The 26441-nt window shown below is 42.2% G+C and carries 15 protein-coding genes; 7 read left to right on the forward strand and 8 right to left on the reverse strand.

Annotated elements, in window-relative coordinates:
• Positions 1-87: 87 nt before the first annotated feature.
• The 7 genes from GO816_RS12065 to GO816_RS12095 all read right to left on the reverse strand — a co-directional run bounded on the left by GO816_RS12065 (position 88) and on the right by GO816_RS12095 (position 9856).
• Positions 88-540 carry a 3-oxoacyl-ACP synthase gene (locus GO816_RS12065; RefSeq protein ID WP_157542182.1) on the reverse strand — a complete coding sequence of 151 codons (453 nt, stop codon included), beginning with the start codon at positions 538-540 and terminating at the stop codon, positions 88-90.
• Between the two features lie 62 nt (positions 541-602).
• Positions 603-2141: an alpha-N-arabinofuranosidase gene (locus GO816_RS12070; protein ID WP_157542183.1), complete on the reverse strand. Its 1539-nt coding sequence runs from the start codon at positions 2139-2141 to the stop codon at positions 603-605.
• 189 nt (positions 2142-2330) lie between these two features.
• On the reverse strand, positions 2331-4700 hold the full coding sequence (locus GO816_RS12075; protein ID WP_157542184.1) for an ABC transporter permease: 2370 nt from the start codon (positions 4698-4700) through the stop codon (positions 2331-2333).
• A 96-nt stretch (positions 4701-4796) separates the two neighbouring features.
• Positions 4797-7220, reverse strand: a complete 2424-nt coding sequence (locus GO816_RS12080; RefSeq protein WP_157542185.1) for an ABC transporter permease — start codon at positions 7218-7220, stop codon at positions 4797-4799.
• A gap of 18 nt (positions 7221-7238) precedes the next feature.
• Positions 7239-7790 carry a hypothetical protein gene (locus GO816_RS12085; RefSeq protein WP_157542186.1) on the reverse strand — a complete coding sequence of 184 codons (552 nt, stop codon included), beginning with the start codon at positions 7788-7790 and terminating at the stop codon, positions 7239-7241.
• A 62-nt stretch (positions 7791-7852) separates the two neighbouring features.
• Entirely contained in the window at positions 7853-8530 is a 678-nt protein-coding gene (locus GO816_RS12090) for an ABC transporter ATP-binding protein (protein WP_157542187.1), read from the reverse strand.
• Positions 8531-8605: 75 nt separating this feature from the next.
• Entirely contained in the window at positions 8606-9856 is a 1251-nt protein-coding gene (locus GO816_RS12095) for an efflux RND transporter periplasmic adaptor subunit (protein ID WP_317163630.1), read from the reverse strand.
• Positions 9857-10146: 290 nt separating this feature from the next.
• Here GO816_RS12095 and GO816_RS12100 point away from each other — a divergent pair, with 290 nt between their 5' ends.
• The 6 genes from GO816_RS12100 to pbpC all read left to right on the forward strand — a co-directional run bounded on the left by GO816_RS12100 (position 10147) and on the right by pbpC (position 22884).
• Positions 10147-11505 (forward strand): sigma-54-dependent transcriptional regulator, encoded by a 1359-nt coding sequence (locus GO816_RS12100; RefSeq protein WP_157542188.1) that lies wholly within the window; start codon positions 10147-10149, stop codon positions 11503-11505.
• Positions 11495-12838, forward strand: a complete 1344-nt coding sequence (locus GO816_RS12105; protein ID WP_157542189.1) for a sensor histidine kinase — start codon at positions 11495-11497, stop codon at positions 12836-12838. The genes GO816_RS12100 and GO816_RS12105 overlap by 11 nt, the downstream gene beginning before the upstream one ends.
• Before the next feature lie 68 nt (positions 12839-12906).
• Entirely contained in the window at positions 12907-13485 is a 579-nt protein-coding gene (locus GO816_RS12110) for a nitroreductase family protein (protein ID WP_157542190.1), read from the forward strand.
• A gap of 148 nt (positions 13486-13633) precedes the next feature.
• Complete coding sequence (locus GO816_RS12115) at positions 13634-14455, forward strand: murein L,D-transpeptidase catalytic domain family protein (protein WP_157542191.1); 822 nt, start codon at positions 13634-13636, stop codon at positions 14453-14455.
• 290 nt (positions 14456-14745) lie between these two features.
• Complete coding sequence (locus GO816_RS12120; protein ID WP_157542192.1) at positions 14746-20355, forward strand: alpha-2-macroglobulin family protein; 5610 nt, start codon at positions 14746-14748, stop codon at positions 20353-20355.
• A gap of 138 nt (positions 20356-20493) precedes the next feature.
• A complete protein-coding gene (gene pbpC, locus GO816_RS12125) occupies positions 20494-22884 on the forward strand; it encodes a penicillin-binding protein 1C (protein WP_157542193.1) in 2391 nt (796 codons plus the stop codon).
• Between the two features lie 87 nt (positions 22885-22971).
• On the opposite strand, the gene GO816_RS12130 is transcribed toward pbpC, so the two are convergent.
• Positions 22972-24099: an alpha/beta hydrolase gene (locus GO816_RS12130; RefSeq protein WP_157542194.1), complete on the reverse strand. Its 1128-nt coding sequence runs from the start codon at positions 24097-24099 to the stop codon at positions 22972-22974.
• Between the two features lie 109 nt (positions 24100-24208).
• On the opposite strand from GO816_RS12130, the gene GO816_RS12135 reads away from it, so the two are divergent.
• On the forward strand, positions 24209-26410 hold the full coding sequence (locus GO816_RS12135) for a penicillin acylase family protein (protein WP_157542195.1): 2202 nt from the start codon (positions 24209-24211) through the stop codon (positions 26408-26410).
• Positions 26411-26441: the final 31 nt, after the last annotated feature.

Raw genomic sequence — 26441 nt, forward strand, 5'->3', positions numbered from 1 at the left:
ATTGTTTGTGTTATACGTGATATGATGCATTTTAGTTATGCAAAATTGTTAATCAGAATCACCTATTATACCTGCCGCACTATCCCCTTACAATACTTGCTCAATGTTATAAGTTTTACCGTTTAAAACAAAGCTATCGCCCGTTTTACTGCCTTTTAATTTTACTCCAATTGGTGATGCGGGCGATACAGCAAAATAAGATTTACCTTCAACAGAAAGAGTGCCGGCACTTATTGATAAATAAAACATGCCATTGCTGGTAATTACCAAACTGCCCGGCAAAGCCGTTTCAGAGTCAAAATTTGTACTTAACTGATTTAAAATTACCATGAGTTTGTTGGCTTCATTTAGTTGAGCTAAGTTACGATTGGTTTCCTGCTGAGCCATTTCACGGCCTGTTTCATATTTGTCACCTGCGCTGCTCTTGGTATCATCATTAGAAGCTTGCTGTGCTTCATTAATGGCATGCTGCGCGGCATCCATTCGTTGTTGCACGTAATTAAGGCAAAGCTGATGTAATTGTTTTTTTATCTCACTCATAACAAAACAAAGCCCCGTTTGAAATTATTTTCAAACAGGGCTTATGCAAATGTAAAAGTATTTTAATTGAGTTCCAACGCAACTATTGACTTGGCAGGCATGTTTACTACCAGTTTGTCGCCATCCTTTTTTATATTGCTAAATAGTTTCGGGGATATTACTGAAGGCTTAACGAAAGTATTAACGTCGGACACACCTGGTGAAGTTAACACCTGTCCTTTAACAGCCTTCCAAACAATGCCTTTAAGTTCAGCACTAACGCTTATGCTGTTTTTTGCATCAAGGTTAACAAGTGTAATGTGCACTTTGCCAGCTTTGTCTTTAGATGCAGATACGTTTACCGCCGGTATTTTTTCTCCATCCACCTCGTAATCTGGCGAGTTCAATTTAAACGGCAAATACTGTGCGTCCTGATGAGCCTTGTACATATCAAATACGTGATAAGTTGGCGTTAAAATCATCTTCTCCTTATCTGTTAAAATAAGTGCCTGAAGCACATTTACGCATTGTGCCAGTTCGGCCATCTTAACCCTATCACAGTGGTTATTAAATATATTTAGCGTTGTGCCCGCAACCAATGCATCGCGTAAACTGTTTTGCTGGTATAAAAAACCAGGGTTAGTACCCGGCTCAACATCGGTCCATACTCCCCACTCATCAACCACCAGCGCCACGCGTTTTTTAGGATCATACTTGTCCATGATGGCAGAGTGCTTTTCAACAAGTTCTTCCATTTTAAGGGAGTTTTTTAAGGTTGCAAAGTATTCTTTTTCGCCAAAGCCGGTTGCAGGACCTTTTTTGCTCCAGTTGTTGGTTGGCAATGTGTAATAATGCAATGATACACCCCACATGTTACGCGCACCAATATTTTTCATTAATACCTCGGTCCAGTTGTAATCACCTGCATTAGCACCGCTGGCTATTTTCTTAAGTTTTGCATTGGGGTAGTTACGTGCATAGGTTGAATAGCGCCTGTACTCGCCGGCATAATACTCAGGTGTCATATTGCCGCCGCAGCCCCAGCTTTCATTACCTACGCCAAAAAACTCAACATTATACGGTTTAGCATGTCCATTTACTGCCCGCTCACGTGTTAGCGGACTTGCACCATCGAAGTTTAAATATTCAACCCACTTTGACATCTCCTCAACCGTACCACTGCCTACATTGGCTGACACATAAGGAGCCGTTCCCAAAAGATCACATAATTGCAAAAATTCATGAGTGCCAAAGCTATTGTCTTCAACTACGCCGCCCCAATTGGTATTTACCATTTTTGGGCGCTTATCACGCGGGCCTATGCCATCACGCCAATGATACTCATCGGCAAAGCAACCACCCGGCCAGCGCAGGTTAGGTATTTTAATTTTTTTAAGCGCATTTACAACATCAAGGCGTATGCGATCTTGCTTTTGAACGGGCAAAGATTTATCCACCCAAAATCCGCCATAAATTCCACGGCCCAAATGCTCGGCAAATTGTCCGTAAATATGTCTGCTGATGGTGTCTTTAGAGTCGTTACTTAATGTAACAGTTGCCGTTTTTTGTGCATAGCTATTGAAAGTAATGCCGGCTAATAATAGTAATAAAGATCTTTTCAAGATATTAAAGATTTATAATTGTCAGGTTTACAATTATAAATTTAATTACTGTTTAAAGCAAGCGCAATTGCACAATATTATCTTCAAATTTGCAGATGTTATCTTGATCAAGAGCGAGCAGCCATAAAATGATAATGAGTTATTACTCTTTAGTAATAACTCATTATCTGATCATATTAAAAAGGAGACTTATTCACTCCTCAAACTTTTAACCGGATTGGCTATAGCAGCCTTTACCGATTGAAAGCAAACGGTAACTAAGGCTATCATGATTGCTCCTATACCTGATATAGCAAATATCCACCATTCAATTTCAATACGGTAGGTATACTTTTGCAACCAATTTTGCATGGCATACCATGCTATAGGTGAAGCAATGATTATTGCTGCAATTACAAGCTTTAAAAAATCCTTTGATAATAGTGCAGTTATATTGAGTACCGATGCCCCAAGCACCTTTCTCACTCCTATTTCTTTGGTGCGGCTAGCGGCCATGTAAGCAGCCAAACCAAACAAACCGAGACATGAAATGATAATTGTGAGCAATGCAAAGGTACCTGCAAGCTTTGCCGTACGTTGCTGCTCACTAAATTTCACCTCATAATCTTTATCAACAAACAACGGTGTAAACGGAAACGCAGGATTATACTTTTTAAATATAGCTTCAATTTTGGGCATGGCTGCACTTAACGGCTGATTAGCTTTAAGCCTGATGTTTACTACATTGCTCCACTTTTGTGCGGGCCCCATTACCAGCATGGGTTGAATTGGGTCATAAGGCGAACCCCATATAAAATCTTTAATTACGCCTACTACATGCCATTTAATAAAGTCTTTATCAATAATTTGCCCTATGGGATTTTTTGCGTTGATAATTTTGGCTGCCGACTCGTTAAGCAAACATGCAGTTGAATCTGTTGGGTAGAGTTGTGGGTCTATATCGCGTCCTTTAACTACTTTAACATTCAGCACTTTAGCAAAATCACCCTGGGTAGCCATTTGGTCGAATACAATTTTGGCGCCTTCGGGCTTGCCAACCCAATTCAAACCCCAGGAATTAGCACTTGATGAAACAAAGCTGCCACTGGTAATGCTAACTGCCTCGGCAACGCCGCTGTTTATCAGGTCTTGCTTAATGAGGTTTTGGTTTTTATGGATTTCACCGTTAAAGTAGGTATAAATAAGGTTGTTTTTATTGTACCCGCTATCGCGGTCTTGTGCATATTGTATTTGTTTGCGTATAACAATAGTGCTCACAATCATTACCACTGCAAATGTAAATTGCGTTATAACCAATAGTTTGCGTGGTGTAACAACGGCGTTTACACTTACAAATGTGCCTTTTAATACTTGTACCGGTTTAAAGGATGACAGATACAATGCAGGGTAACATCCGGCTAACAAACCAGTTGCCAACACGAAAACAAGCCAAGCTAGGATGAAGGAGGGTTTAAGTAAGGGTAAGCTCAAATCCAAACTTACGAGCTCATTAAAGTAGGGCAAAGTTATACGAGTAAGTATTAAAGCAATTACACCCGCTATAAACGACACAATTACAGACTCGATTAAAAACTGCCCAACAAGTGACAGTTTAAGTGCTCCGATTGATTTACGGATACCTACCTCTTTTGCCCGTTTTTCGCTGCGGGCAGTACTAAGGTTCATAAAGTTTATGCAGGCAATTAATAGAATAAAGCCGGCAATAAACGTAAAAAGCTTAACTACATCGGCCCTGCCACCGCTAGGTACACCATTTTTAAAAGTATTATACAGGTAATAATCACCAAAAGGATGCAGAAAGATCTGGTTATCTTCGTTACCGTTACTATGCTTTATGGTGGTATTTATGATTTTCGCATTTACCTTTTTTAGATTAGCACCAGAATTTAGTTGCACGTATGTACGGTAACTGTTATTACCCCAGTTTTGGTCATCACCGTTGTACTGAACCCTGTAAAAGAGCCAAGGCGTTATATAATCGGTTTGGAAACGGGTATTTGATGGCAATTTTTGCAGCACGCCGCTTATAGTAAGGTTATACTGGTTATCAAACTTTATTATCTTACCAACAACGTTTTCTGTGGTACCAAACATTTTTTTTGCAAAATCTTCGGTAATTACAATTTTATATGGGCTGCTTAGCGCCGTGGCCATATTCCCTGCAATAAGCGGGAATGTAAACATTTTCAGAAAGTTTTCTTCAGCATCAAAACCCTCTGCTTCAAGTTTTTTACCGTTGTAATCAAAAAGGTGTTTATCTACATAGGTTATCCTGGCGCTGTACTTAATATCGGGATACTCCTGTTTAAGCACCGGACCTAATGCCGGGGGTGTGCTGGGCCAGCAGTGCAATTCTCCATCGAATATCGATTTGTTGTAAACGATGTACAGGTCTTTTATTTGCTTGTGAAACCTGTCGAAACTCAGCTCGTGCTGTATCCATATACCAATAAGCATGGCCGCTGTCATGCCTATAGCCAAACCAGCAATATTTATAAAGGAAAAGCCTTTACTGTTAAGTAAATTCCTCCAGGCAATTTTTAGATAATTTTTAAACATCTTCAGTAATCGATAAATGTGTTAAATATGGAACGCTGTTTATCAGCAACCTTAGGTTATAATATGGGTAAGAGAATAAATACAGCGGCACTTTCTTTACTCGCTACGTAAACTCTTTACAGGATTGGTTAGTGCCGCCTTTACCGACTGGAAGCTGATTGTTATAAATGCAAGCAGCATTGCCATGAGTGTAGCTAAAACAAATACCCACCATTGTATTGAAATGCGGTATGCAAAACTTTGCAGCCAACTGTCCATTACCCACCATGCGGCAGGCACCGCAATTATGGCGGCTATCATTACCAGCTTCAAAAAGTCACGCGATAAAAGGAACACGATACCGGCAACGTTGGCACCTAAAACTTTACGTACACCAATTTCTTTTGTACGCTGAATTACAATCATTACTGATATTGCCAGCAAACCAATGCATGATATTACAATGGCTAAAACAGCCCCGCTTACAAAGATATTTGACAAGCGCCTTTCACTTTGATACTGCCTTTCGGTATTCTCATTAAGCCATGATCCTGTGAATTCAACATTTGGATACTGGCGGTTCCAGCTCTGTTTTATCTCGTCAAAAGCGTGAAGTAAGTTACCGGGCTTAACCTTAACAAACACGTAGTTTATGGCAAACTGTTTACGCATAATCATTGAAACGGGTTCAATCTTATCATGTAACGACTTGAAGTTGTAGTCTTTTACAATGCCAATTATTTGCGATTGGTATTCAGGGAACATAAACAGGTACCGCCCAACAATATTCCTTCCGCCTATGCTACGGGCCATACTTTCATTTATCACAACAGCATTGCTATCGCCAGGAAAGTTTAAGTCAAAGTCGCGGCCGTCAACCAGTTTAATGTCAAGTGTTTTAACATAGTCAAAATCTACACGCTGCAAGTTTGTGCGTATTTCGCGGCCATTCATTCCAAAACCAATAATTGACGACCTGGTAGATCCATCGTTTCCGCGCCCCAGGTTCATGTATGAACCGCTTACTGCTTCTACCTGGCTATTGCTACGCAAATCATTACGCATAAGCTGCAATGCTTTGCTGCCGTCAATACCTTTGTTAACAGGTATACTTAAAACTTCGGTTTTATTAAAGCCCAGGGGTTTGTTGCTTAAATAGTTAATTTGCTGCCAGGTTATTATGGTACAAATAATTAAAAGCGTAGACAACGCAAATTGCACCACCAGCAACGTGTTACGTATTTTACCTGGTTTTGCAGTATCGCCCATGTTACCTTTTAAAACAGCCACGGTTTTGTAACGCATCATAATCAACGCCGGGTAAAAACCTGCAAGTGCCGTAATCAATATAAAAATACCCAAAATTGCCAGTAAATGCTGCGGCTGAAATAGCATTGCTAAATTTATGCGGCTTTTGAACATTGCTTTAAATGGCGATATAATAACTGCACATAATGCTAAACCCAGTATGGTTGATGCCAGGCAAACCATGATTGTTTCAGTCCAGAATTGTGTAAGTAATTGCCATTTGCCGGCGCCAAGTGTTTTACGTACGCCAACTTCACGGGCACGTGTAAAGCCACGCGCTACTGATAAGTTTATAAAATTGATGCAGGCAATGATTAAGATAAAACAAGCTATTGCCAAAAGACTTAAAACGTAGGTTTTGCTAACCGGGTAGCCTTCAACGCCGTTTAAATTAGTATTAAAGTGGTTTGAAGCAAATGGTGCGAGATGCAAACTCAGCAAGCTGCCTGTTTCATCGGGCCGGGCGCCGTCGCGCTTCAGCAGGTCAATGTCGGCCTTGTAATGTGCTTCTACAAATGGCTTAAGTTGCTTGGCAAAGTTTTGAGTGTTATAACCTTCTTTAAACTCAACAAAAGCCATGTGCGACCAGTTGTCCCATTTGCTTAAATCGGTTTTGTAATTTGGGAAGTGCTCAAAGCGCAGCAACAAATCAAAAGTAATACTCGAATTACGCGGAATATCTTTTACAACGCCCGATACCTGGAAAGGCTCCTCGCGTTGGCCAATGGTTATCAGTATAGTTTTGTTTAACGGCGATTGATTACCAAACATTGCCTTAGCGGCCTGCTGGGTTATTACCACATTGTTCAATTGGTTAAACACCGTATTTACATTTCCCTCAACAAGCGGGAAGGTAAACATTTTTAAAAAGTCGGCATCAACAAAATGTACGTTTTGGTCAAGCTGTTTTGCTCCTGCCTTAACCAAAGCGCCGGAGTTAGCACTGCGTGTTATATATTTAATATGGCTATATTCAGCCTTAAGAGCCGGCGCTAGTGGTATAGGCATAGCAGTACTCCGTTCAGTACCGCTGGTTCTGTTTGTAACCGTATATAACTGATGAATGCCTTTGACGTTTTGATGAAAGCTATCGTAAGAAAACTCATAGTAAACAGTCATGAATATTAACGCGCAACAAGCAATAGCAACCGATAGGCCTACAACATTCATCAGATTAAATACCCTACCCTTCCATAAATTACGCCAGGCGGTTTTTATGTAATTTTTTATCATAACTATGTTGCTTAGCGTTTATTTAGAAAGGTGTATTTTAACCTGGTTACTTATTCCCAATGAGTCGGTAATGCTTTTAATGAGGTCATTTTTTTCTTGAGCAGTTTTACCCTTCACATCAAAAATGCGCTCATATTTTACAGGCTTATCATTGTAAGTTCCATTAAATTTCAGGTACATGGTGTCACCATCATCATTAATGCTCGACTTTATGTCTCTTGTTCTTATATGAAGTGCATTCGGAGGTGTTGGAGGAGCCGGAGGTACCGGTGGTTGCGTATAATAGCCGTTGCCATTTGGGGCTATTGGCTTAACAGGCTTATGACTGCTCTTAATGCCTAATGAATCGGCTATGCGTTGTGTAAGTGCATCCTTTTCGGCCGTACTCAAACCTTTGATGTCAAACTTTTTATTGTAATTAACGGCTTTACCATTAACGTCGCCGCTAATTTCAACATGCATAATTTTACCGTCGTCATGTATGCTTTCCATTAAGTCGTGCTTACTGTTTTTCTGTGCTGCGGCGGTTAAGCAAACGCTAAGAGATAATAGGGTAAAAAGTGCTTTCATATGATTGAGAGGTTGCAGGTGAATTAAAAAATGTGATAAGGTTTGGATTTTGTTGGAGCAGGTTACATCATTATGTTTTCCATCACCGTATGGCCGTCAAGCAGTCGTACAATGCGGTGGCTGTACCTTGCATCATGCTCTGAGTGAGTAACCATGATAATTGTAGTACCCTGTTCGTTTAAATCGGTAAGTAACTCCATAACTTCGTTACCGTTGCTGCTATCCAGGTTACCGGTAGGCTCATCGGCAAGTATGAGTTTGGGTTTATTTACAACCGCCCGCGCAATAGCAACACGTTGCTGCTGGCCGCCCGAAAGTTGTTGCGGATAATGATTACGCCTGTGCATAATCTGCATTTTGGTTAGCACTTCCTCTACACGTGTTTTACGTTCAGCGGTGCTTACGCCAGTGTATATTAACGGCAGTTCAACATTTTCAAATACTGTAAGCTCATCAATTAGGTTAAAGCTTTGAAATACAAAACCAATGTTATGCTTGCGTAAATCGGCACGTTTGCGCTCATTGAAATGTGCAACTTCTGTTCCGTTAAACAGGTAACTTCCTCCATCCGGATCATCCAGCAAGCCCAATATGTTAAGCAGCGTTGATTTGCCGCAGCCTGATGGCCCCATTATGGCTACAAATTCGCCGGTATTAATTTCCAGATTAAGCTTGTTTAGTGCCACGGTCTCTACCTCTTCGGTACGGTAGAATTTTTCCAGATTGGTAATTTTAATCATAGACCTTGCCTGTTTTAATTGTGATCTTTTATATTTTAAATGTCTTTGTTCAAATTCAAGTGCAGGTGTTTCATGCTACTTTAGTACTAGTTCCTGCATATCTCCATAGTTTTCATAGCTTGAGGTAACTACCCGATCTCCTGCTTTAAGCCCCTGCATAACTTCATAATAATCGGGGTTTTGACGACCAAGCTGTACATCAACCTTGTAAGCAGTTTTTCCGTCTTCGCTTAATTTAAATATCCAGTTGCCGCCGGTTTGCGTGTAAAAGCCACCTTTGGGAACCATTACGGCCTGGGTTTCATCGCTTAATGCTAAACGAATTTGCAGGCTTTGCCCGCGGCGTATATCTTTAGGCATTGCTCCGGTAAATTGCATATCAACCTGAAAACGTCCGTTAGCAACCTGAGTATAAACCTTTTTTATTTTCAGGTTGTAAGTTTTATTCCCTAAGGTAAAATCACCGGTTTGACCATTATAAACTCGGGTAATGTAATGCTCATCCACATCAACCCTCACTTTAAAACCCGAGAGCACATCTATCTGTCCAAGACGGCCACCTTTTTGTTTGCTCTGCCCTATTTCAGCATCAAGCGAGGTTAGCTGCCCATCAACCGGTGCACGTACAATTAAATCACCCACTTTTTTACGCATAAGTTCGAGCGTTGATTTCATGTGCGCATATGACTCTTTTGACTGTTGTGTTTGCTGGTTCATTGCGGTTGAATCCTGATTGAGTATTTGAGTAGTTAACCGCTTACGACGCACGGCATAATTATAGTCATTTTCCGATTTTTGATACTCCTGCAAACCAATTGCCTTTTGATCGTAAAGCTTTTTGTTCAACTTATAAACACGCTCGGCTTCTTTCAGGCCACTCTCCACCTCGGCCATCTGGTTAAGTTTGCTAATGGTGTTTTGTCTTGCATTATCACGTGATATCTGCATTTGAGTAAGCACGTTAAATACGGCAGTCTCTTCGTTTGCCAGGCTCAACTCTAAATCGGTATTAGCTAACTTTAATATAGGCTGCCCTTTCTTCATGGTTGCGCCATCTTCTACAAACAGCTTTTCAACCCGGCCACCCTCAACCGCATCTAAATATATAGTTGTAACGGGCATAACAATGCCGTTTAGTGGTATAATTTCCTGGAACGAGCCTTTGGTAACATTGCTCACAGTAATCCGCTCGGTATCAACGTTTAGCTTACTTTTACCTGAGGTTAGCATTACACTGCCGGCTACTAAACCAACCAGTGCGGTAACACCACCTATAGTAAGCAGGCGTTTACTGTTCCATTTTTTTCTTTCAATTACTCTATCCACGTAAAATACTGTTTACAACTAATATATAAACCTTGTGCCATTGTGAAAATAACTCATTTACAACATGTTAAATCATATGCAATTTTAATCGCGTACGCTTGTGTTACACAAAGTGTGCGGATATGATACAATATGCATTTTGTGAATAAAATGAATGGCTTTGATTAACAAATAATTATATTTTTGGATACTTAATTGACAAAATTGACACGTTAAAGCATTGTAAAAGCGCATAATTGACGTGATATAACAAGCTATTTTTTAACCCGATCCTTAACGTACTACGGCAAATGATATTAAAGAAAGCAACGGTTTTAGTTGTTGATGATGATACAGATGTGCTTACGGCAGTAAAGCTTTTGCTTAAAACCGAAGTACACGAAATCATCACCGAAAAAAATCCGGAAAATATTAATTCCATACTTACACGCAACCAAATTGATTTGGTGCTGCTTGACATGAATTATAACAGCACCATGAATACCGGCAACGAAGGTATTTACTGGCTTCGGAAAATTAAGGAATGGAAACCCAATGTGTGCGTAATAATGATTACAGCATATGGCCACATTGATTTGGCGGTGCGTTCGTTAAAAGAAGGTGCTAACGATTTTGTGGTTAAACCGTGGCATAATGAACGGCTTATTGAAACCATAACCGATTTATTAGATAAACAGGAAGGCCCTAAAAAGCCTAAAACTGCTGTTAGAAGCAATGCTAATGGTACCGAAATCCTAGGCGAATCAGAAGCTATGCAGGATATTTTTCACAAGGTGAATAAAATAGCTCCTACCGATGCTAACATACTTATACTTGGTGAGAACGGAACAGGAAAGGATTTAATGGCAAAGGCAATTCACGAACGATCGTTAAGGGCGAATAAGCCATTTATTAAAGTTGATGTTGGCGCACTTACCGAAACCCTTTTTGAGAGCGAACTGTTTGGCCATAAAAAAGGTGCCTTTACTGATGCTCGTGAAGACCGCATGGGCCGTTTTGAAGAAGCCGAAGGCGGAACTTTGTTCTTGGATGAAATTGGGAACATTACCCTGCAACAGCAGGCTAAATTACTTACGGTTTTGCAAAACAGGCAGGTAACACGCTTAGGTAACAATAAACCTGTTGATATAAACATAAGGCTTATTTGCGCAACCAACTTGCCTTTGCAGGAACTTGCCAACGAACAAAAGTTTCGCAAAGACTTAATTTACCGTATTAACACCGTTGAAATTACCATGCCACCTTTACGGCGCCGGATAAGTGATGTGCCCGTACTTGCCAGGCACTTTGGCAAAATGTATGCTGCAAAATACCTTAAACCAACGGTTGATTTTAGTACGCAAGCCATAAACAAGCTTCAGGCTTACGGCTTTCCAGGTAACGTACGAGAGTTGCAATACACTATTGAACGTGCCGTTATTATGGCCGATGACACTACCTTACAACCCGATGACCTCATATTTTCGTCACTCGAAACCAGTTTACCGGCCGTTGCCGAGCCTGCAGACAATGTGCCCCTAAGTGAAATGGAAAAGAATGCAATATTGCGCGTTATAGAGAAGCATAACGGCAACATAACCCGCGCAGCCAAAGAGCTTGGTTTAACCCGTACCGCACTATACCGCCGACTTAACAAATATGATATTTAAACGTTACGAGTGGCAGCTGCTGCTGCGCATACTTATTTTGTTTTTGCTGTTATGTGCGGCTGCCTTTCTACTTGCGGCTAAGCGCTACCCGTTTGCTTTGGTAACAGTTCCGCTTATTGTATATGTAATTGCAGGTATAATGCAGCAATACACCAAAGTGCAACAAGAGGTACAAGAATTTGCCGAAGCAGCGCAGTACCGTGATTTTTCGAGGCACTATGCCATACAAAGCGCTCCGGCCAACGTACAGGTTTTGCGCAAAGGGTTTAACGAGATTAATACCACCTTTAAAACAATAAATCGCGAGCGCGAAACTCAATATCACTACCTGCAAAAAATTTTGGAACTGGTTGGTACGGGCATTCTGTCATATGAGCAGGAGACAGGCGAAATAGGCTGGATAAATGAATCATTCAAAAGCATTATTGATGTACCGTATTTAAAAAATGTTAGCTCTCTGCAAAAAAGAAATGCTGATTTGTATGATGAGATCATAAAGCTAAAATCGGGCGGTAGCAAAGTGGTATCAATCATTAAAGATCAGCAGCAAGTAAAACTACAGTTAATGGCAAGTGTACTACGAAGCGAAGATAAAATATACAAACTTGTTGCATTCCAAAATGTAAGTGACGCCATGGACGAGTCGGAATCAAACGCATGGTCGAAGCTATTAAACGTAATGACGCATGAAATTATGAATTCTGTGGCTCCTATATCATCATTGGCTGATACGTTAAAAAACAGGCTAAAACGTACTGATTTAAATGCCGCTTCTTCAGGAAATAATCTTGAAGACCTTGAGCTTGGTATAGATACTATTAAACGCCGTAGCGAAGGATTGCTTAAATTTACAGAGAGCTACCGCAGTCTTAATAAAATCACAAAGCTTGAGTTACAAACCATACCTGTATATGACCTGTTTGAAAACCTGAACACGCTAATGCTCCCAACGCTCGAAAAGAAAAACATTGAGCTGGACATCATCCTGCGTGATTTAAGCCTGAGTATAGATGCCGACATCAACCTGCTTGAACAAGTGCTTATTAACTTGCTGGTGAACGCCATTGAGGCTGTAAAAGAACAAGCAGAGCCAGCCATATCATTATCGGCCGAGGTAGTGAACAACAAATCGGTGCTTAAGGTTAGTGATAACGGCACAGGCATGTCGCCAGAGTTGATGGAGAAAATATTTATTCCGTTTTTTAGCACGCGCAAAACCGGCAGCGGCATTGGCTTAAGCTTATGTAAGCAAATAATGCTTATGCATAAAGGCAACATTCAGGTACAAAGCACCGAAGGCAAAGGAACCGTATTTTTACTGCAATTCAATTAGAGCTAATTGAAAATTAGATACCAGTTTTTGCAATTTATCGCATACTTTTGGCGCAAATTACACAACAAATGAGCGAACAGACATTTTCTACTATAGCCGAAAACATCAAAACCCGCCGTACCATTAAACCGGGTATGATGAATGGTCAAAAAATACCAAATGCACAAGTTGCTGCATTACTTGAGCTGGCCGACTGGGCTCCTACACATGCATACACCGAGCCTTGGCGCTTTGTGGTATATGAAGATCCGAAAGTATTTTGCGAGCAACACGCTGAATTATACAAGCAAGGCGCGGGTGAAAACTTCAATCCTGCTACTTACAATAATCTAGCTAACATGGGAGCTAATGTATCACACGTAGTAATTGCTTATATGCACCGCAGCGAGCTGTCGAAAATTCCGGTTGTTGAAGAAGTTGCAGCTGCATCATGCGCTATACAAAACGTTCTGCTTGGCGCAAACGCGTTAAATATCGGTTCGTTTTGGAGTACTGGCGGCGCAACATTGAAACCTGCAATGAAAGATTTTTTAGGTTTGGGTGCTGATGACCAGGTTTTAGGCTTACTGTACTTAGGTTATAGCGATGCCAACCCAGATGGTGTACGCAAAACTCCTTTGGCTGAAAAAGTTAAATGGGTGCAATAAGCACCCTTTTTTATTGCTGTTATTGATGTTAGCTCTATGTTAAAACAAATGATAGTGCAATGACGTATAAATGAATACGTTATTAATAAATTTGAGTAACACCTAAAAGTGAATTAACCCGGGCCTGTTGACCTTTAAACATAAAACAATGATTAAAACCATCAACGGACATATGAAAAGAAGATTTTGGCTGGCTGCAGCGCTTTTGTTTATATTAACATTTGCTATTATAAGTTCGCGCTCGGCTACGGTTAAGAAAGCCGCGGTTGCAACTAAGAAAGAAGCACGTGAAGAACCAAAAGCTACGTCTGCTTTCGCCAGTTATGTGGAGGATATTTTTCAAAATGCTGGTTTAAAAACAAGCGGTTTGGATTATAGCGTTTTTCAAAAAGCTATAACCGGCTACTACAACTTAAAGCAAAATAAAGCCTTGCCGCAATCAAGCAGCATAATCACTGTTATTGATTTTAATAAAGCAAGTACCGAAAAGCGGATGTGGATTGTAGACCTCGCAACAAAACAGTTATTGCTTAACACATGGGTAGCCCATGGCCAGGGCAGCGGCGAGTTAATGGCTACTGAGTTTTCAAACAAGTCAGACTCACATCAAAGCAGTTTAGGTTTTTACGTTACCGATAATGTTTATTACGGCAAACATGGCCGCTCGCTTAAACTCGACGGAATGGATGCGGGCTTTAACAGCAATGCCAGAGCAAGAGCCGTTGTATTACACGCTGCTGATTATGTTTGCGAAAACACCATCAAATCATTAGGAAGACTAGGACGTAGTTTCGGCTGTCCTGCAGTATCACCCGAAGTATCAAATAAAATAATTGATTTGATCAAAGGTAAAAATATGCTTTATGTGAATGCCAATGTTAATGGCTATACTTCAAAGTACCTTAATGAAGGTTTTATAGCCAATTTTGCCGCTCCTGCTGATAGTGCTATCAGTATAACGCAAAACTAAGTGCAATTTCTATTTAAGACATAACAGCCCTTCTATTTAAGAAGGGCTTTTTGCGTTTACGGTATTATATAAATTTACAGTATCAGTAGTTTGCACGACCCGCTCTATTAAAATTCCGTGATGATAATTGTTGAACTTCGGTAATCTTCACCTGTTGCTCATTACTTGCAGCCTTATAATCTCTTGATTAATAATATTACCGAAATCCAAAAGGCCATTTTGTTGTTTACGCTATTGCAAACCTTATAAATACTTTCTACATTCAACCATAATCTACATCTACCTCACATATGAACCTTCCTTCTCAATCATCACCATTTAACAAAAAACTGTTATTTGTTGGTCTATTAGTATTAGCCGTTATCATTTCGCTGGTTGTTTTTTTTACGCGCAAGCATAAAAACAAGGTCGATCCGGCTTTTAGCAAGTATATCGAATCGTACACGGCCGGAGTTATATCACGGCAAAGTGCAATTCGCATTAAGCTGGCCGGGCAGGTGCAAACCAGTCACGCCAAAAACGAGCCGCTTAAAGATGGCATTTTTGAATTTTCGCCATCGGTAAAGGGTAAGGCTTACTGGGTTGACGCCCAAACTATAGAGTTTAAACCTGATGAGGAAATGAAACCCGATCAGGATTATGAGGTTGAGTTTGCCTTAGATGAGGTAGCAGAAGTTGACGATAACTTAGACGAGTTTAAGTTCGGCTTTGAAACTATCAAGCCCGATTTTACAGTGAATTTTGATGGTCTGCAAACTGCCACCAACACATCGCTTAACAAAATGAAGTTTACAGGCAATGTGCAAACTGCCGATGTGGAAGAACCGGCTAAGGTAGAAAAGATTATTTCAACGCAATATCCAACAGCCACCCAAATAGTCTGGAACCATAATGAGGCTACACGTACGCATACGTTTACTATTAATAACATACAACGCCCGGCAACAGGTAAAAGTCCGGCCCAACTTGAAATTAGATACGATGGCAGCCCTATTAACATTGATAATCAAAAAGCTGTTAATGTAGATATCCCGGCAATCGGCGTATTCAAGGTACTGGATATAAAAGCCATTCAGGACCAGGAAGAATATGTCCTTATTCAAACTTCAAACCCCATTATGATTGGGCAAGAACTGAATGGACTTGCAGGTTTAAGCAACGTACCCGATCCGGCTTATACTATTGATGGCAGCACCATAAAAATTTATGCAAATAACCGCCTTGACGGTAACTACACCGCTTTTGCTAACGAGGGTATTGAAGACATTACTCATAAAAAAATAACCCGCGCATTTACTGCCAACGTATTTTTTGAAAATCGTTTACCATCAGTAACCATACCTGGCAAAGGCGTTATCCTGCCCGATTCGGGTAAGCTAATGATGCCCTTTGAGGCCATTAACCTGAGTGCCGTTGATGTAAGCATTATAAAAATTTACGAAAACAACGTACCGCAATATTTTCAAAATAATGATTTTAACGGTCAGAATCAGTTACGCCAGGTAGGCAAACCGGTGCTGCAAAAAACCATTAGGTTAGATAACGATAAAGGCCTCAACCTGAATAAAAAGAACCGCTTTATGCTGGATGTTGACCACCTGATGCGTACAGAGCCGGGCGCCATTTATCGGGTAATTATTGGTTTTAGGCAGGAGTATTCGCTATTTAACTGTAAAGCCGGAAAGGCCGCCGCCAAGGGAAACGATGAAGAAGGCGGGTACGAAGGCGAAGAGGAATACAGCGACAATGGATCGGGTATTGACGAGGATGATGAGTTCTGGACACGTTACGATAGCTATTACCCAAGTGGCTACCGTTGGGATGAGCGTGAGGATGCCTGCAGCATGTCTTACTATACTAAAGATCGCTGGGCAACACGTAATATCATCGCCTCTAACATTGGCTTAATTGCCAAACGCGGTGCTGATAACAGCATGGTAGTGGCCGTTACCAACATTATGGATGCACAGCCCATGAGTGGAGTAACGCTCGAACTGCTCGATTACCAAAAGCAGGTAATTGCAACCGGAAAATCTGACGGTGATGGTATGGCAACTATTGCCATGAAGCGCAAAGCTTACCTTTTGGTAGCCAAAAACGGAGACGAACGCGGGTATCTTAAATTGGATGATGCAAGCTCACTCCCACTTACCCGCTTTAAGGTTGGCGGCGAGCAGGTACAAAAAGGCTTGAAAGGTTTCATTTATGGGGAACGTGGCGTTTGGCGTCCGGGGGATTCCATTTTTGTATCATTCATTTTGGAAGACAAACAAAAAACTTTACCTAAAGACCATCCTGTTGAGTTTGAATTTTACAACCCTAAAGGTCAGCTTTACAGCCGCATTACCCGCACCAAGGCTATGGATGGTTTCTATAGTTTTCATACAGCAACCACAACCAGTGCCCCTACCGGTAATTGGATAGCCAAGGTGAAAGTAGGCGGCGCAGTGTTCGAAAAAAATATCAAGGTTGAAACCATTATGCCTAACAGGTTAAAGCTTAACCTGTCGTTCGGCAATCAGCAAGCCTTAACCAAAGGAAGCGCTACCGGTGGTAATTTAAATGCCCGTTGGTTATTTGGTGGTATTGCCCAAAACCTTAAAGCTAAAGTGGATGCATTTGTATCGGCACAAAAAACAAGCTTTAAAAAATTGGTAGATTATGAGTTTGACGACCCTACCCTAGCCTTTAATACCCAAACGCAAACCGTGTTTGATGGCCGTTTAGATGCTGAAGGTAATGCGCCTATTAACGCTGACATCAATGTTGAGAACCAGGCACCTGGACAATTAAGGGCAAACTTTTTGGTTAAAGTGTTTGAGCCGGGCGGCAATTTCAGCATACAACAGGTTACCATGCCTTACAATGTTTACAGTGGCTACGTGGGTATTAAAACACCTGAGGGTAGCGCTATGACCGGCATGCTCGAAACTGATAAAGATCAAACCATTGATATTGTTGACGTAAATGCCAACGGTTTGTTATTGCCAGGCACCCGTAATGTTGATGTTGAACTTTACAAAATACAATGGCGCTGGTGGTGGGATGAAACAGGCGACGAGCTAAGCAACTTCACCCAAGACCAATACAATAAGTTAGTACTGAGCGAGCCTGTTACTTTAAGCAGCGGACGGGGTAAATTTAAGTTCAAAATCAATAAAGAAAATTGGGGCCGCTACCTCATACGGGTAAAAGATAATCAAACCGGGCACTCTACCGGCAAAGTGGTGTATGTTGACTGGCCAAATTGGTCAGAACGCCTGCAGCAGGAAAACTCAACCGAGGCAGCGATGCTATCATTTACATCAGATAAGCAAAGCTACAAAGTTGGCGAAGAAGCAACACTTACCATACCAACAGGTGCAGGCGGTCGCGGACTGATCAGTATAGAAAACGGAAGCAAAGTTTTAAAAACAGCGTGGATAAATACCGAAAAAGGCCAAACCCGTTATAAATTCAAAATTGAGCCGGGCATGGCGCCAAACATTTTTGCTACGGTTACACTGTTGCAAAAGCATGCCCAAACACTTAATGATTTGCCTATACGCATGTACGGCTCCATTGGTTTGGATATTGAAGACCCGGAAACTATATTGAAACCGGTAATATCAATGCCCGATAAAATAAGACCCGAAACCAAATCATCAATGACCGTGTCAGAAACATCAGGCAAGGAAATGACTTACACCATTGCCTTGGTTGATGAAGGTTTGCTTGACTTAACCAATTTTAAAACTCCTAACCCACACAGCGCATTTTACGCCCGCGAAGGCCTGGGTGTTAAAACCTGGGATTTGTTTGACTACGTAATTGGCGCCTTTGGCGGCGGACTAGAGCGCATACTAAGCATCGGTGGTGACGGCAGCGGCGTTGGTAACGGTAAAAATGTATCGGTTAACCGATTTAAACCAGTGGTTAAATTTATGGGACCGTTCCATTTGGGTAAAGGCGAGAAGCAAACCAAGCAATTTACACTGCCGCAGTATATCGGTTCCGTTAGGGCCATGGTAATTGCCGGTCACGACGGCAGCTACGGCTTTGCTGAAAAACCGGTAGCTGTTAAAAAACCTTTGATGATTTTGGCTACGTTACCACGAGTACTAGGTCCATCAGAGCAGGTGCAATTGCCGGTTACAGTGTTTGCCATGGAGAACAACATCAAAACGGTGACCGTTAAAGTACAGTCGAACGCGTTTAGCAACCCGGCAAGCAGTTACAGCAAAACAGTGACGTTTACCAAAACCGGAGATCAGCTGGTATCGTTTGATTTGAACGTGAAGGACTTTGTGGGAGTAGGCAAAGTGCACATCACTGCGCAAAGCGGAAGTGAAAGCACCGCATTTGATGTACAATTAAACGTACGTAACCCTAACCCTCCTATCACAAATGTAATTGAAAAAGAACTGGCGCCGGGCGAAGTTTGGAACGCCTCATACGCCGCCATTGGCATGGGTGGTACCAACAAGGCAACGCTGGAGGTATCAGCCATACCGGCACTTAACTTATCAAAACGTTTAACGTACCTGATACAATATCCGCATGGCTGTGTGGAGCAAACCACCTCATCGGTATTCCCACAGTTATATTTGAGTATGCTAATGGATATGACCGCGCAGCAAAAGGCACAGGCCGAACGCAATATTAAAGCAGGCATTGCCCGGCTGAACGGCTTCCAGGTTCAAAGCGGTGGTTTGAGTTACTGGCCTGATGGTGGCGAACCTGATGATTGGGGAACGAACTACGCCGGTCACTTTATGTTGGCTGCACAGGCCAAAGGCTACGCCCTTCCGGTCGGTTTCTTAGAGCAGTGGAAAAAGTTCCAGAAACGACGTGCCCAAAACTGGGTGCCTGATACTAGGGAGGCCTATTACTATTCAGGTCTAATACAGGCTTACCGTTTATACCTGTTGGCTTTGGCTGGCGCTCCTGAGCTGGGTGCGATGAACAGGCTGAAAGAAATTAAGTATTTAAGTCCTGAAGCAAAGTGGCGTCTGGCCGCAGCTTATAAACTCGCCGGGCAGCCCGAAGTTGGCTTGCGGATGATTGCAGGCTTACCTACCCAGGTTAAACCGTATCGACAAATGGCATACACTTACGGTTCTGACGTGCGCGACGAAGCAATGATCTTAGAAACACTTACGCTGTTGGGCCAGCGTAAACAGGCAGCACAGGTGGTTTATAATGTGGCTGCAAAACTATCGCAAGATACCTGGTACAGCACTCAAACCACGGCTTACTCACTATTGGCAATTGCTCAATACTGCGGGCAAAACAAAAATGGAAACAAACTACAATTTGATGTACAGGCCGGAAGCGTGAAAAGCAATGTAAATGCCGATAATTATATGTGGCAAACCAATATTGCGGCAAACGGAGGCCGGGCTCTCATCAAAAACCGAGGCAAAGGCCGTTTGTACATTCGCCTTATACAGCAAGGTCAGCCCGCATTGGGCCAGGAGTTGCCATCGAATATCAACCCCGACATTTTGCAGATGCAGGTGAAATATTACACCCTTTCCGGGTCACCTGTAGACCCTGCTTCGCTTAATCAAGGGACCGATTTTGTGGCACAGGTGATACTTAAAAACCCTGGGCAACGCGGTAACTATGCTAATATGGCCCTGACGCAAATATTCCCGTCGGGCTGGGAAATATTGAATACCCGCATGATGAATAATGATGAAGCATTTAAATCGTCACCTTCCGATTACCGCGACATTCGTGATGACAGGGTGAACACCTACTTTAGCATTGCCCCGCATCAGGAGGTGACGTATTACGTAATGCTCAATGCATCGTATACTGGCAGGTACTACCTGCCGGCCACTTATTGCGAGGCTATGTATGATACATCAATTAATGCTTTGGAAAAAGGCATGTGGGTTGAAGTGGTGAAGTAAATTGAGAAATACTAAAACTACTAAATTAACAAAACAGAGCATGCAAGTGGTAATTCCACTTGCATGCTCTGTTTTAACATTAACTTTTACAACTCGTCATTTAAAAAGAGTGGTTGATTTTAAAGATGACGTTCAATAATGATTCAAAAGCTCGTTCAAAAGTTCAAACGCCCTAAAGTGTACATCCCAACGGCTATAATTATAGTCGCATTTGTTGCTTTTTGGTTTTGCTTGCCCAAACCGCTGTTTAAAAGCCCTACCTCTTACGTTATTGACGATGAAAACGGAACACTTTTAGGCGCGGCTATAGCGGCCGATGGGCAATGGCGTTTTCCGTACGATAATGCGGTGCCCGAAAAGTTTAAACAATGTATCATCGCTTTTGAAGACAAGCGCTTCATGAGCCATCCCGGTGTTGATGCACTGGCATTTGGACGAGCCATCAGGCAAAATATCAGGGCGGGGCGGGTAAATAGCGGCGGCAGTACCATAACTATGCAGGTAATAAGACTTGCCACCCAACATAAACGCAACGTGTGGAATAAGTTATTAGAAATGCTTATGGCTTTGCGTTTAACTCTAACCTACAGCAAAAATGAAGTATTGGCGCTTTACGCCAGCAACGCTCCTTTTGGTGGAAACGTAATAGGGCTAAATGCAGCATCGTGGCGATATTTTGGCCGGAGCCCTGATAAACTTTCTTGGGGCGAAATGGCTGCAATGGCAGTACTTCCTAACTCGCCATCTTTAGTGCACCCCGGCAAAAACCGGCAAACGTTACTTAAAAAGCGAAACCTGCTGTTAGATAAGCTTTGCTCCCAAAAAGTAATAGATAAAAGCACGGCCGAGCTATCTAAACTCGAGCCTATGCCCGATAAACCCTTACCTCTCCCGCAACAAGCTCCTCACCTGTTGGAACGTTTCAAAGCCGAACATCGGCACAAAGGTGAAACCGGCACACGTATTAAAACAACGGTAAAAGCGGAATTACAACAGCAGGTAGCGGAAATACTGGAACGGCATCACCGCGTATTAAAAGCCAATCAAATTAACAACATTGCGGCTGTGGTTTTAGACGTAGAGACCGGCGCTGCTTTGGCTTACGCAGGTAACATCTTCCACCCTGAGGATGCAGCTTTGGAGAGCAGTGTAGATGTTGTGAATGCACCACGCAGCCCGGGCAGCACGTTGAAGCCGCTGTTATATGCATCAATGCTGCATGATGGTTTTATACTACCTAATACGCTAGTACCTGATATTCCTACGCAAATTGCCGGTTATCACCCAGAAAATTTCGACCTGGGTTATGATGGAGCCGTACCGGCATCACGCGCACTGGCGCGTTCACTTAATGTACCCGCCGTAAAAATGCTGCAAAAGTATAAGTACGAACGCTTTTATGAAGTGCTCAAAAAAACGGGCATTACCACCCTCAACCAACCGCCAGATCATTACGGGTTATCGCTAATATTGGGTGGCTCAGAAAATACACTTTGGGAACTAACCGGGGCCTACGCCAGTATGGCAAGGGCGCTTAACCACTACAACCAAACCAATCATTATACGCAAGCTGATTACCACGCACCAACTTATCAAAAACCAAATGCAGTACCTAAGCCGGACGAAAAAAACGGATTGCTTGATGCAGCTTCTATTTTCTACACGTTTCAGGCTATGGAAGAAGTAATGCGCCCCGGCGAGGAAATGCTATGGCAGCAATTTACCTCAACGCAACGCGTGGCTTGGAAAACAGGAACCAGTTTTGGATTCAGAGATGGCTGGGCAATTGGTGTAACGCCTAAATATGTGGTTGGCGTTTGGGTAGGAAATACTACCGGCGAGGGCAGACCAAACCTTACCGGTATAAATACCGCGGCACCGGTACTGTTTGATATTTTTAGACTACTACCTGTTACCCACAATTGGTTCAAGGAGCCCGACCATAGCATGGTTAAAATTGCGGTTTGTAGCGAGAGCGGCTTCCGTGCCGGTGAAAACTGCAGTCACCCTCAGGACACCTGGGTACCCGCCGGAGGACTTAAAACACCAGTTTGCCCTTACCACCGTTTGGTACATTTAGATGCAACCGCCAATTGGCAGGTAACGGCTGATTGCGAATCGCCCGATCGAATGGTACATGCCAAATGGTTTGTGCTTCCACCTTCAATGGAATACTATTATAAAGCCCGCAATTACCAATATAAGCCGCTACCACCCTTCAGGGATGGTTGCGCCGTTTCAGAAAAAATCAATCCAATGGAGGTGATTTATCCTAAGGATGATGCAAAGATTTATATACCTATTGAAGCAGACGGCACCCGTGGCCGAATGGTTTGCAACGCGGCCCATAGCCGGCCGCGAGCAAAAATATTCTGGCATTTAGACGATCACTACCTTGGCCAAACACAGGACATGCACCAGATGGCTGTTCAGGCGGCTGCCGGCAAACACTTATTAACCTTAGTAGATAGTGATGGTAACACGGTGATAGTAAAATTTACGGTGTTAGATAAAGAGAAAAAAGAATAGTCAGCAGCTAGTGTAAGCCTCGTAATCGTTTCACAGTTGTAAAATGGACATGGAGTTGTTGTACAAGTTAATGGTGTTTTAATGTATTTATTTAACAGGCACCACGCCATTCAAAAAAGTCAACACGGCATAACTTGACAACTGTCCACCAGGACCATTTAAATGGTGATCAAAACCATGTGTTGCCCAAGGCAGCTTCAGCCAAAAATGACTGATGCCATTCTTTTGTAACTTATCATTCAGTCTGCGGCTATGCTCATAAGCAACCAAGGCATCGTTAGCGCCATGAATAGTAAGCGTAGGCACACTGCCTGAATCAATATATTCAATTGGCGAACTTGTTTTATAGTTTTTTGGTACTTGCGTGTATGTTCCACCCAAATAGTTTTCCATTACCCTACGCGAATCCATTACCAGCTTTGGCGCCGGTAAAGAGTAACCCCAAACCATGTCTGCAGGTCCGTAAAAGTTTACGACGCCTTTAATACCCGTATTTTTCAAAGTATAAGCGGCAAGCAAAGCAATTTGTGCCCCTGCCGACCGGCCCAATAAAACGAATTGAGAAGTGTCGATTTTTAATTCATCGGCATGACTGGTGAGATAAGTCAGCGCGGCGCGCACATCTTCAACGGGTGCAGGATTATGCCACTTTGGAGCAAGCCTATAATTAATACTTGCCACCTGGTAACCTTTTGCAGCTAAAATAGTGTTTAATTCAGGTAACTGCTTACTGTCGCCACTACTCCACGAACCACCATGCACTACGAGAATACATGGACGCTTAGCCGCTGTTTTAGCCGCATAATAGTCGAGCGTAAGATTTGTATCAGAATAGGTTACATAAGTTAAAACTTTGGGTGTTGATTGTGGATCACGCTTAAATAGCCGCAGTAACGAAAATGGTTTTTCATGGTTTAAATTTTTCAAATTCAATTCCCGCTGCATTTGATTTGGCAGCTTTTGAGCAATTGTATATGCTTCAACTATTGGCAGCATTAACAAAGCCAATGCAAGCATGCCTACACAAGTACCCAAAGCGTTATATCTTGACTTGGTAAGCCAACCACTTGCTAAAATTATAAGTGTACCACCAATAAAAAGCAAACCGTACTCGCCCACCATCACCGCAAGAAGCCATAAATAATATGCGGGCGCTGTAAAAAGCGTTAATAATGAAATTAAAAGCAGAACAGACAATAAAACTAAACGCACCATAAGCTGCTAAAATGGCTAAATTGTTTGAGAGTACTAAACAATGCTGTTACAACTGGATGTCTGTAAGTAAAATTCAGTAAATTTCGGTCTGTCAAAACCTCCTTAATGCATGAAAAAGCTTTTGTTTCCACTCTTCTTTTGTTTACCGCTTCTATCCTCCGCGCAAAAATTTTCCAAAGCCGAAATTGCCCGCTATTTGGCACAAGCCAAACAGGTAACCATTATAAGAGATAACTGGGGCGTACCTCATATTTACGGCAAAACTGATGCTAATGTGGTTTTCGGGTTAATGTACGCACAATGCGAGGAAAACTTCAAAGGCATAGAACGCAATTACTTATACCAGCTAGGTAAGCAAGCCGAAGTTGACGGCGATAGTAACTTGTATACCGATGTTCAACTGCAATTAATTGCTGATAGTGCACAGGCCATTAAAGAGTATAGAAACAGCTCACCTGATTTTAAGAAACTTTTAGACGCATTTGCCGATGGCATAAACTATTATTTATACAAACACCCTACGGTTAAACCATTGGTGCTTAAACATTTTAAGCCATGGTACGCCCTTATGTTTACTGACGGTAGCGTGGCTGCCACCGTTACCGGCGGCATTACGCTGAATGAAACCCGCAAGTTTTATGGCGATACAATTAAATCTGCCTCTATACAGCTTGAAACCTTAAGTATTGAGGACCGTGTATTTGATAAGGAGATCGGCTCAAACGGCTTTGCTATATCGCCTAAAAAATCGGCATCAGGGAATGCTATGTTGTACATCAACCCGCATGTACCGTTTTATTTCAGGTCGGAGGTGCATTTGGTAAGCCAACAAGGACTTAATGCTTATGGTGCCGTTACGTGGGGACAATTTTTTATTTACCAAGGCTTTAATGCGCATTGCGGATGGATGCACACCAGTAGTAATGCCGATGTTGCCGATGCGTATGCCGAAAAAATAGTTCAAAAAGGAAGCAAGTGGTTATATGAATATAAAGGCGCGTTAAAGCCAGTTACTACCCGTCAATTAATTATAAATTGTAAAAACGGCAATGTTGTAGAGCCTGTAAAAATCATGGGCTACTACACACACCATGGACCGGTGTTAGGTAGCCGCAACGGCAAGTGGCTGGCATTGAAAGCCAATAACCGGTCGTATAATGCACTGTTGGAATCGTGGCTTATCACTAAGGCAAACAATTATGCCCAATACCAAAAAGCTATGAATTTGCTGCAAAATGCAACTAATAATACGCTTTACGCTGACGATAAGGGCAACACCGCATTTTGGTATGGAAACTTTATACCTAAACGTAATGCTAAACTTGACTGGACGCAGCCTGTTGATGGCACCACAACTAATACTGAGTGGCAGGGTTTGCATCCGCTCGATGAAATTGTACAGGTACGCAACCCTGCAAGCGGCTGGATACAAAACTGCAATGCAACCCCATATGAATCGGCCGGCATAAGCAACCCCGATTCATTAAAATATCCTGCCTACATGGCACCCAACGGTCAAAATTACCGTGGTGTAAATGCAACAAGGCTGCTCAACAATGAAAACAAACTGACTCTTGACCAATTGATTGCTGTTGGTTACAACCGCCATTTAGCCGCCTTCGATGTGCTTTTACCGCCTTTGTTTAAGGCGTTTGAGCGGGCAAATGAAAAGCAAAAATCAACCCTGGAAACTGCTATAGAAATTTTAAAAAAATGGGACCGCCGGGCAGGTATTAACTCGGTTGGCACAACATTAGGCGTTGAATACGGTACTTTGTTATTCACTTTATTGCCCCGCCCCGAATCATCAGAAGCGGGAACGTATCAAACGGAACGGGTTAAGGCATTGATGAAGTCAATGAACGACGAACAAATTATTCAAATATTTATTGAAGCAATCGAAAATTTAAACAACCGTTACGGAACCTGGAATATTGCATGGGGTGAAGTAAACCGCTACCAGCGCCCGGCGGATGGTGTCACTTTTGACGATGCCCAACCAAGCTTACCTGCCGCCTCTGTAGCGTCGGTGTTTGGACAGTTACCATCCTTTGTGAGTAAAAGCATGAATGGCACAAAAAAGCGTTATGGTTACTCAGGCAACAGTTTTATAGCGGCGGTAGAGTTTGGACCTAAGGTGCGTGCCAAAACTGTAATAACCGGTGGACAGTCATTTGAGCCTGCTTCTAAAAACTTTATAAATCAAGCTCAAATGAACCTTGACGGAAAGTTCAAAGATGTGCTATTTTACGAAAATGATGTTTTAAAACATGCAGTTACAACCTATCATCCGGGCGAAGAAAGTAAATAAGCACGACCTTACAACACAGCAAAAGCGCTTG

The sequence above is a fragment of the Mucilaginibacter aquatilis genome (assembly GCF_009755275.1).
GTDB lineage: Bacteria > Bacteroidota > Bacteroidia > Sphingobacteriales > Sphingobacteriaceae > Mucilaginibacter > Mucilaginibacter aquatilis.

Bases quoted from the DNA above. Each gene is read 5' to 3' on its own strand.
- GO816_RS12065 (WP_157542182.1), bottom strand. From the start codon at position 540: ATGAGTGAGATAAAAAAACAATTACATCAGCTTTGCCTTAATTACGTG.
- GO816_RS12075 (WP_157542184.1), bottom strand. From the start codon at position 4,700: ATGTTTAAAAATTATCTAAAAATTGCCTGGAGGAATTTACTTAACAGT.
- GO816_RS12080 (WP_157542185.1), bottom strand. From the start codon at position 7,220: ATGATAAAAAATTACATAAAAACCGCCTGGCGTAATTTATGGAAGGGT.
- GO816_RS12085 (WP_157542186.1), bottom strand. From the start codon at position 7,790: ATGAAAGCACTTTTTACCCTATTATCTCTTAGCGTTTGCTTAACCGCC.
- GO816_RS12090 (WP_157542187.1), bottom strand. From the start codon at position 8,530: ATGATTAAAATTACCAATCTGGAAAAATTCTACCGTACCGAAGAGGTA.
- GO816_RS12100 (WP_157542188.1), top strand. From the start codon at position 10,147: ATGATATTAAAGAAAGCAACGGTTTTAGTTGTTGATGATGATACAGAT.
- GO816_RS12105 (WP_157542189.1), top strand. From the start codon at position 11,495: ATGATATTTAAACGTTACGAGTGGCAGCTGCTGCTGCGCATACTTATT.
- GO816_RS12110 (WP_157542190.1), top strand. From the start codon at position 12,907: ATGAGCGAACAGACATTTTCTACTATAGCCGAAAACATCAAAACCCGC.
- GO816_RS12115 (WP_157542191.1), top strand. From the start codon at position 13,634: ATGATTAAAACCATCAACGGACATATGAAAAGAAGATTTTGGCTGGCT.
- GO816_RS12120 (WP_157542192.1), top strand. From the start codon at position 14,746: ATGAACCTTCCTTCTCAATCATCACCATTTAACAAAAAACTGTTATTT.
- pbpC (WP_157542193.1), top strand. From the start codon at position 20,494: ATGATTCAAAAGCTCGTTCAAAAGTTCAAACGCCCTAAAGTGTACATC.
- GO816_RS12130 (WP_157542194.1), bottom strand. From the start codon at position 24,099: ATGGTGCGTTTAGTTTTATTGTCTGTTCTGCTTTTAATTTCATTATTA.
- GO816_RS12135 (WP_157542195.1), top strand. From the start codon at position 24,209: ATGAAAAAGCTTTTGTTTCCACTCTTCTTTTGTTTACCGCTTCTATCC.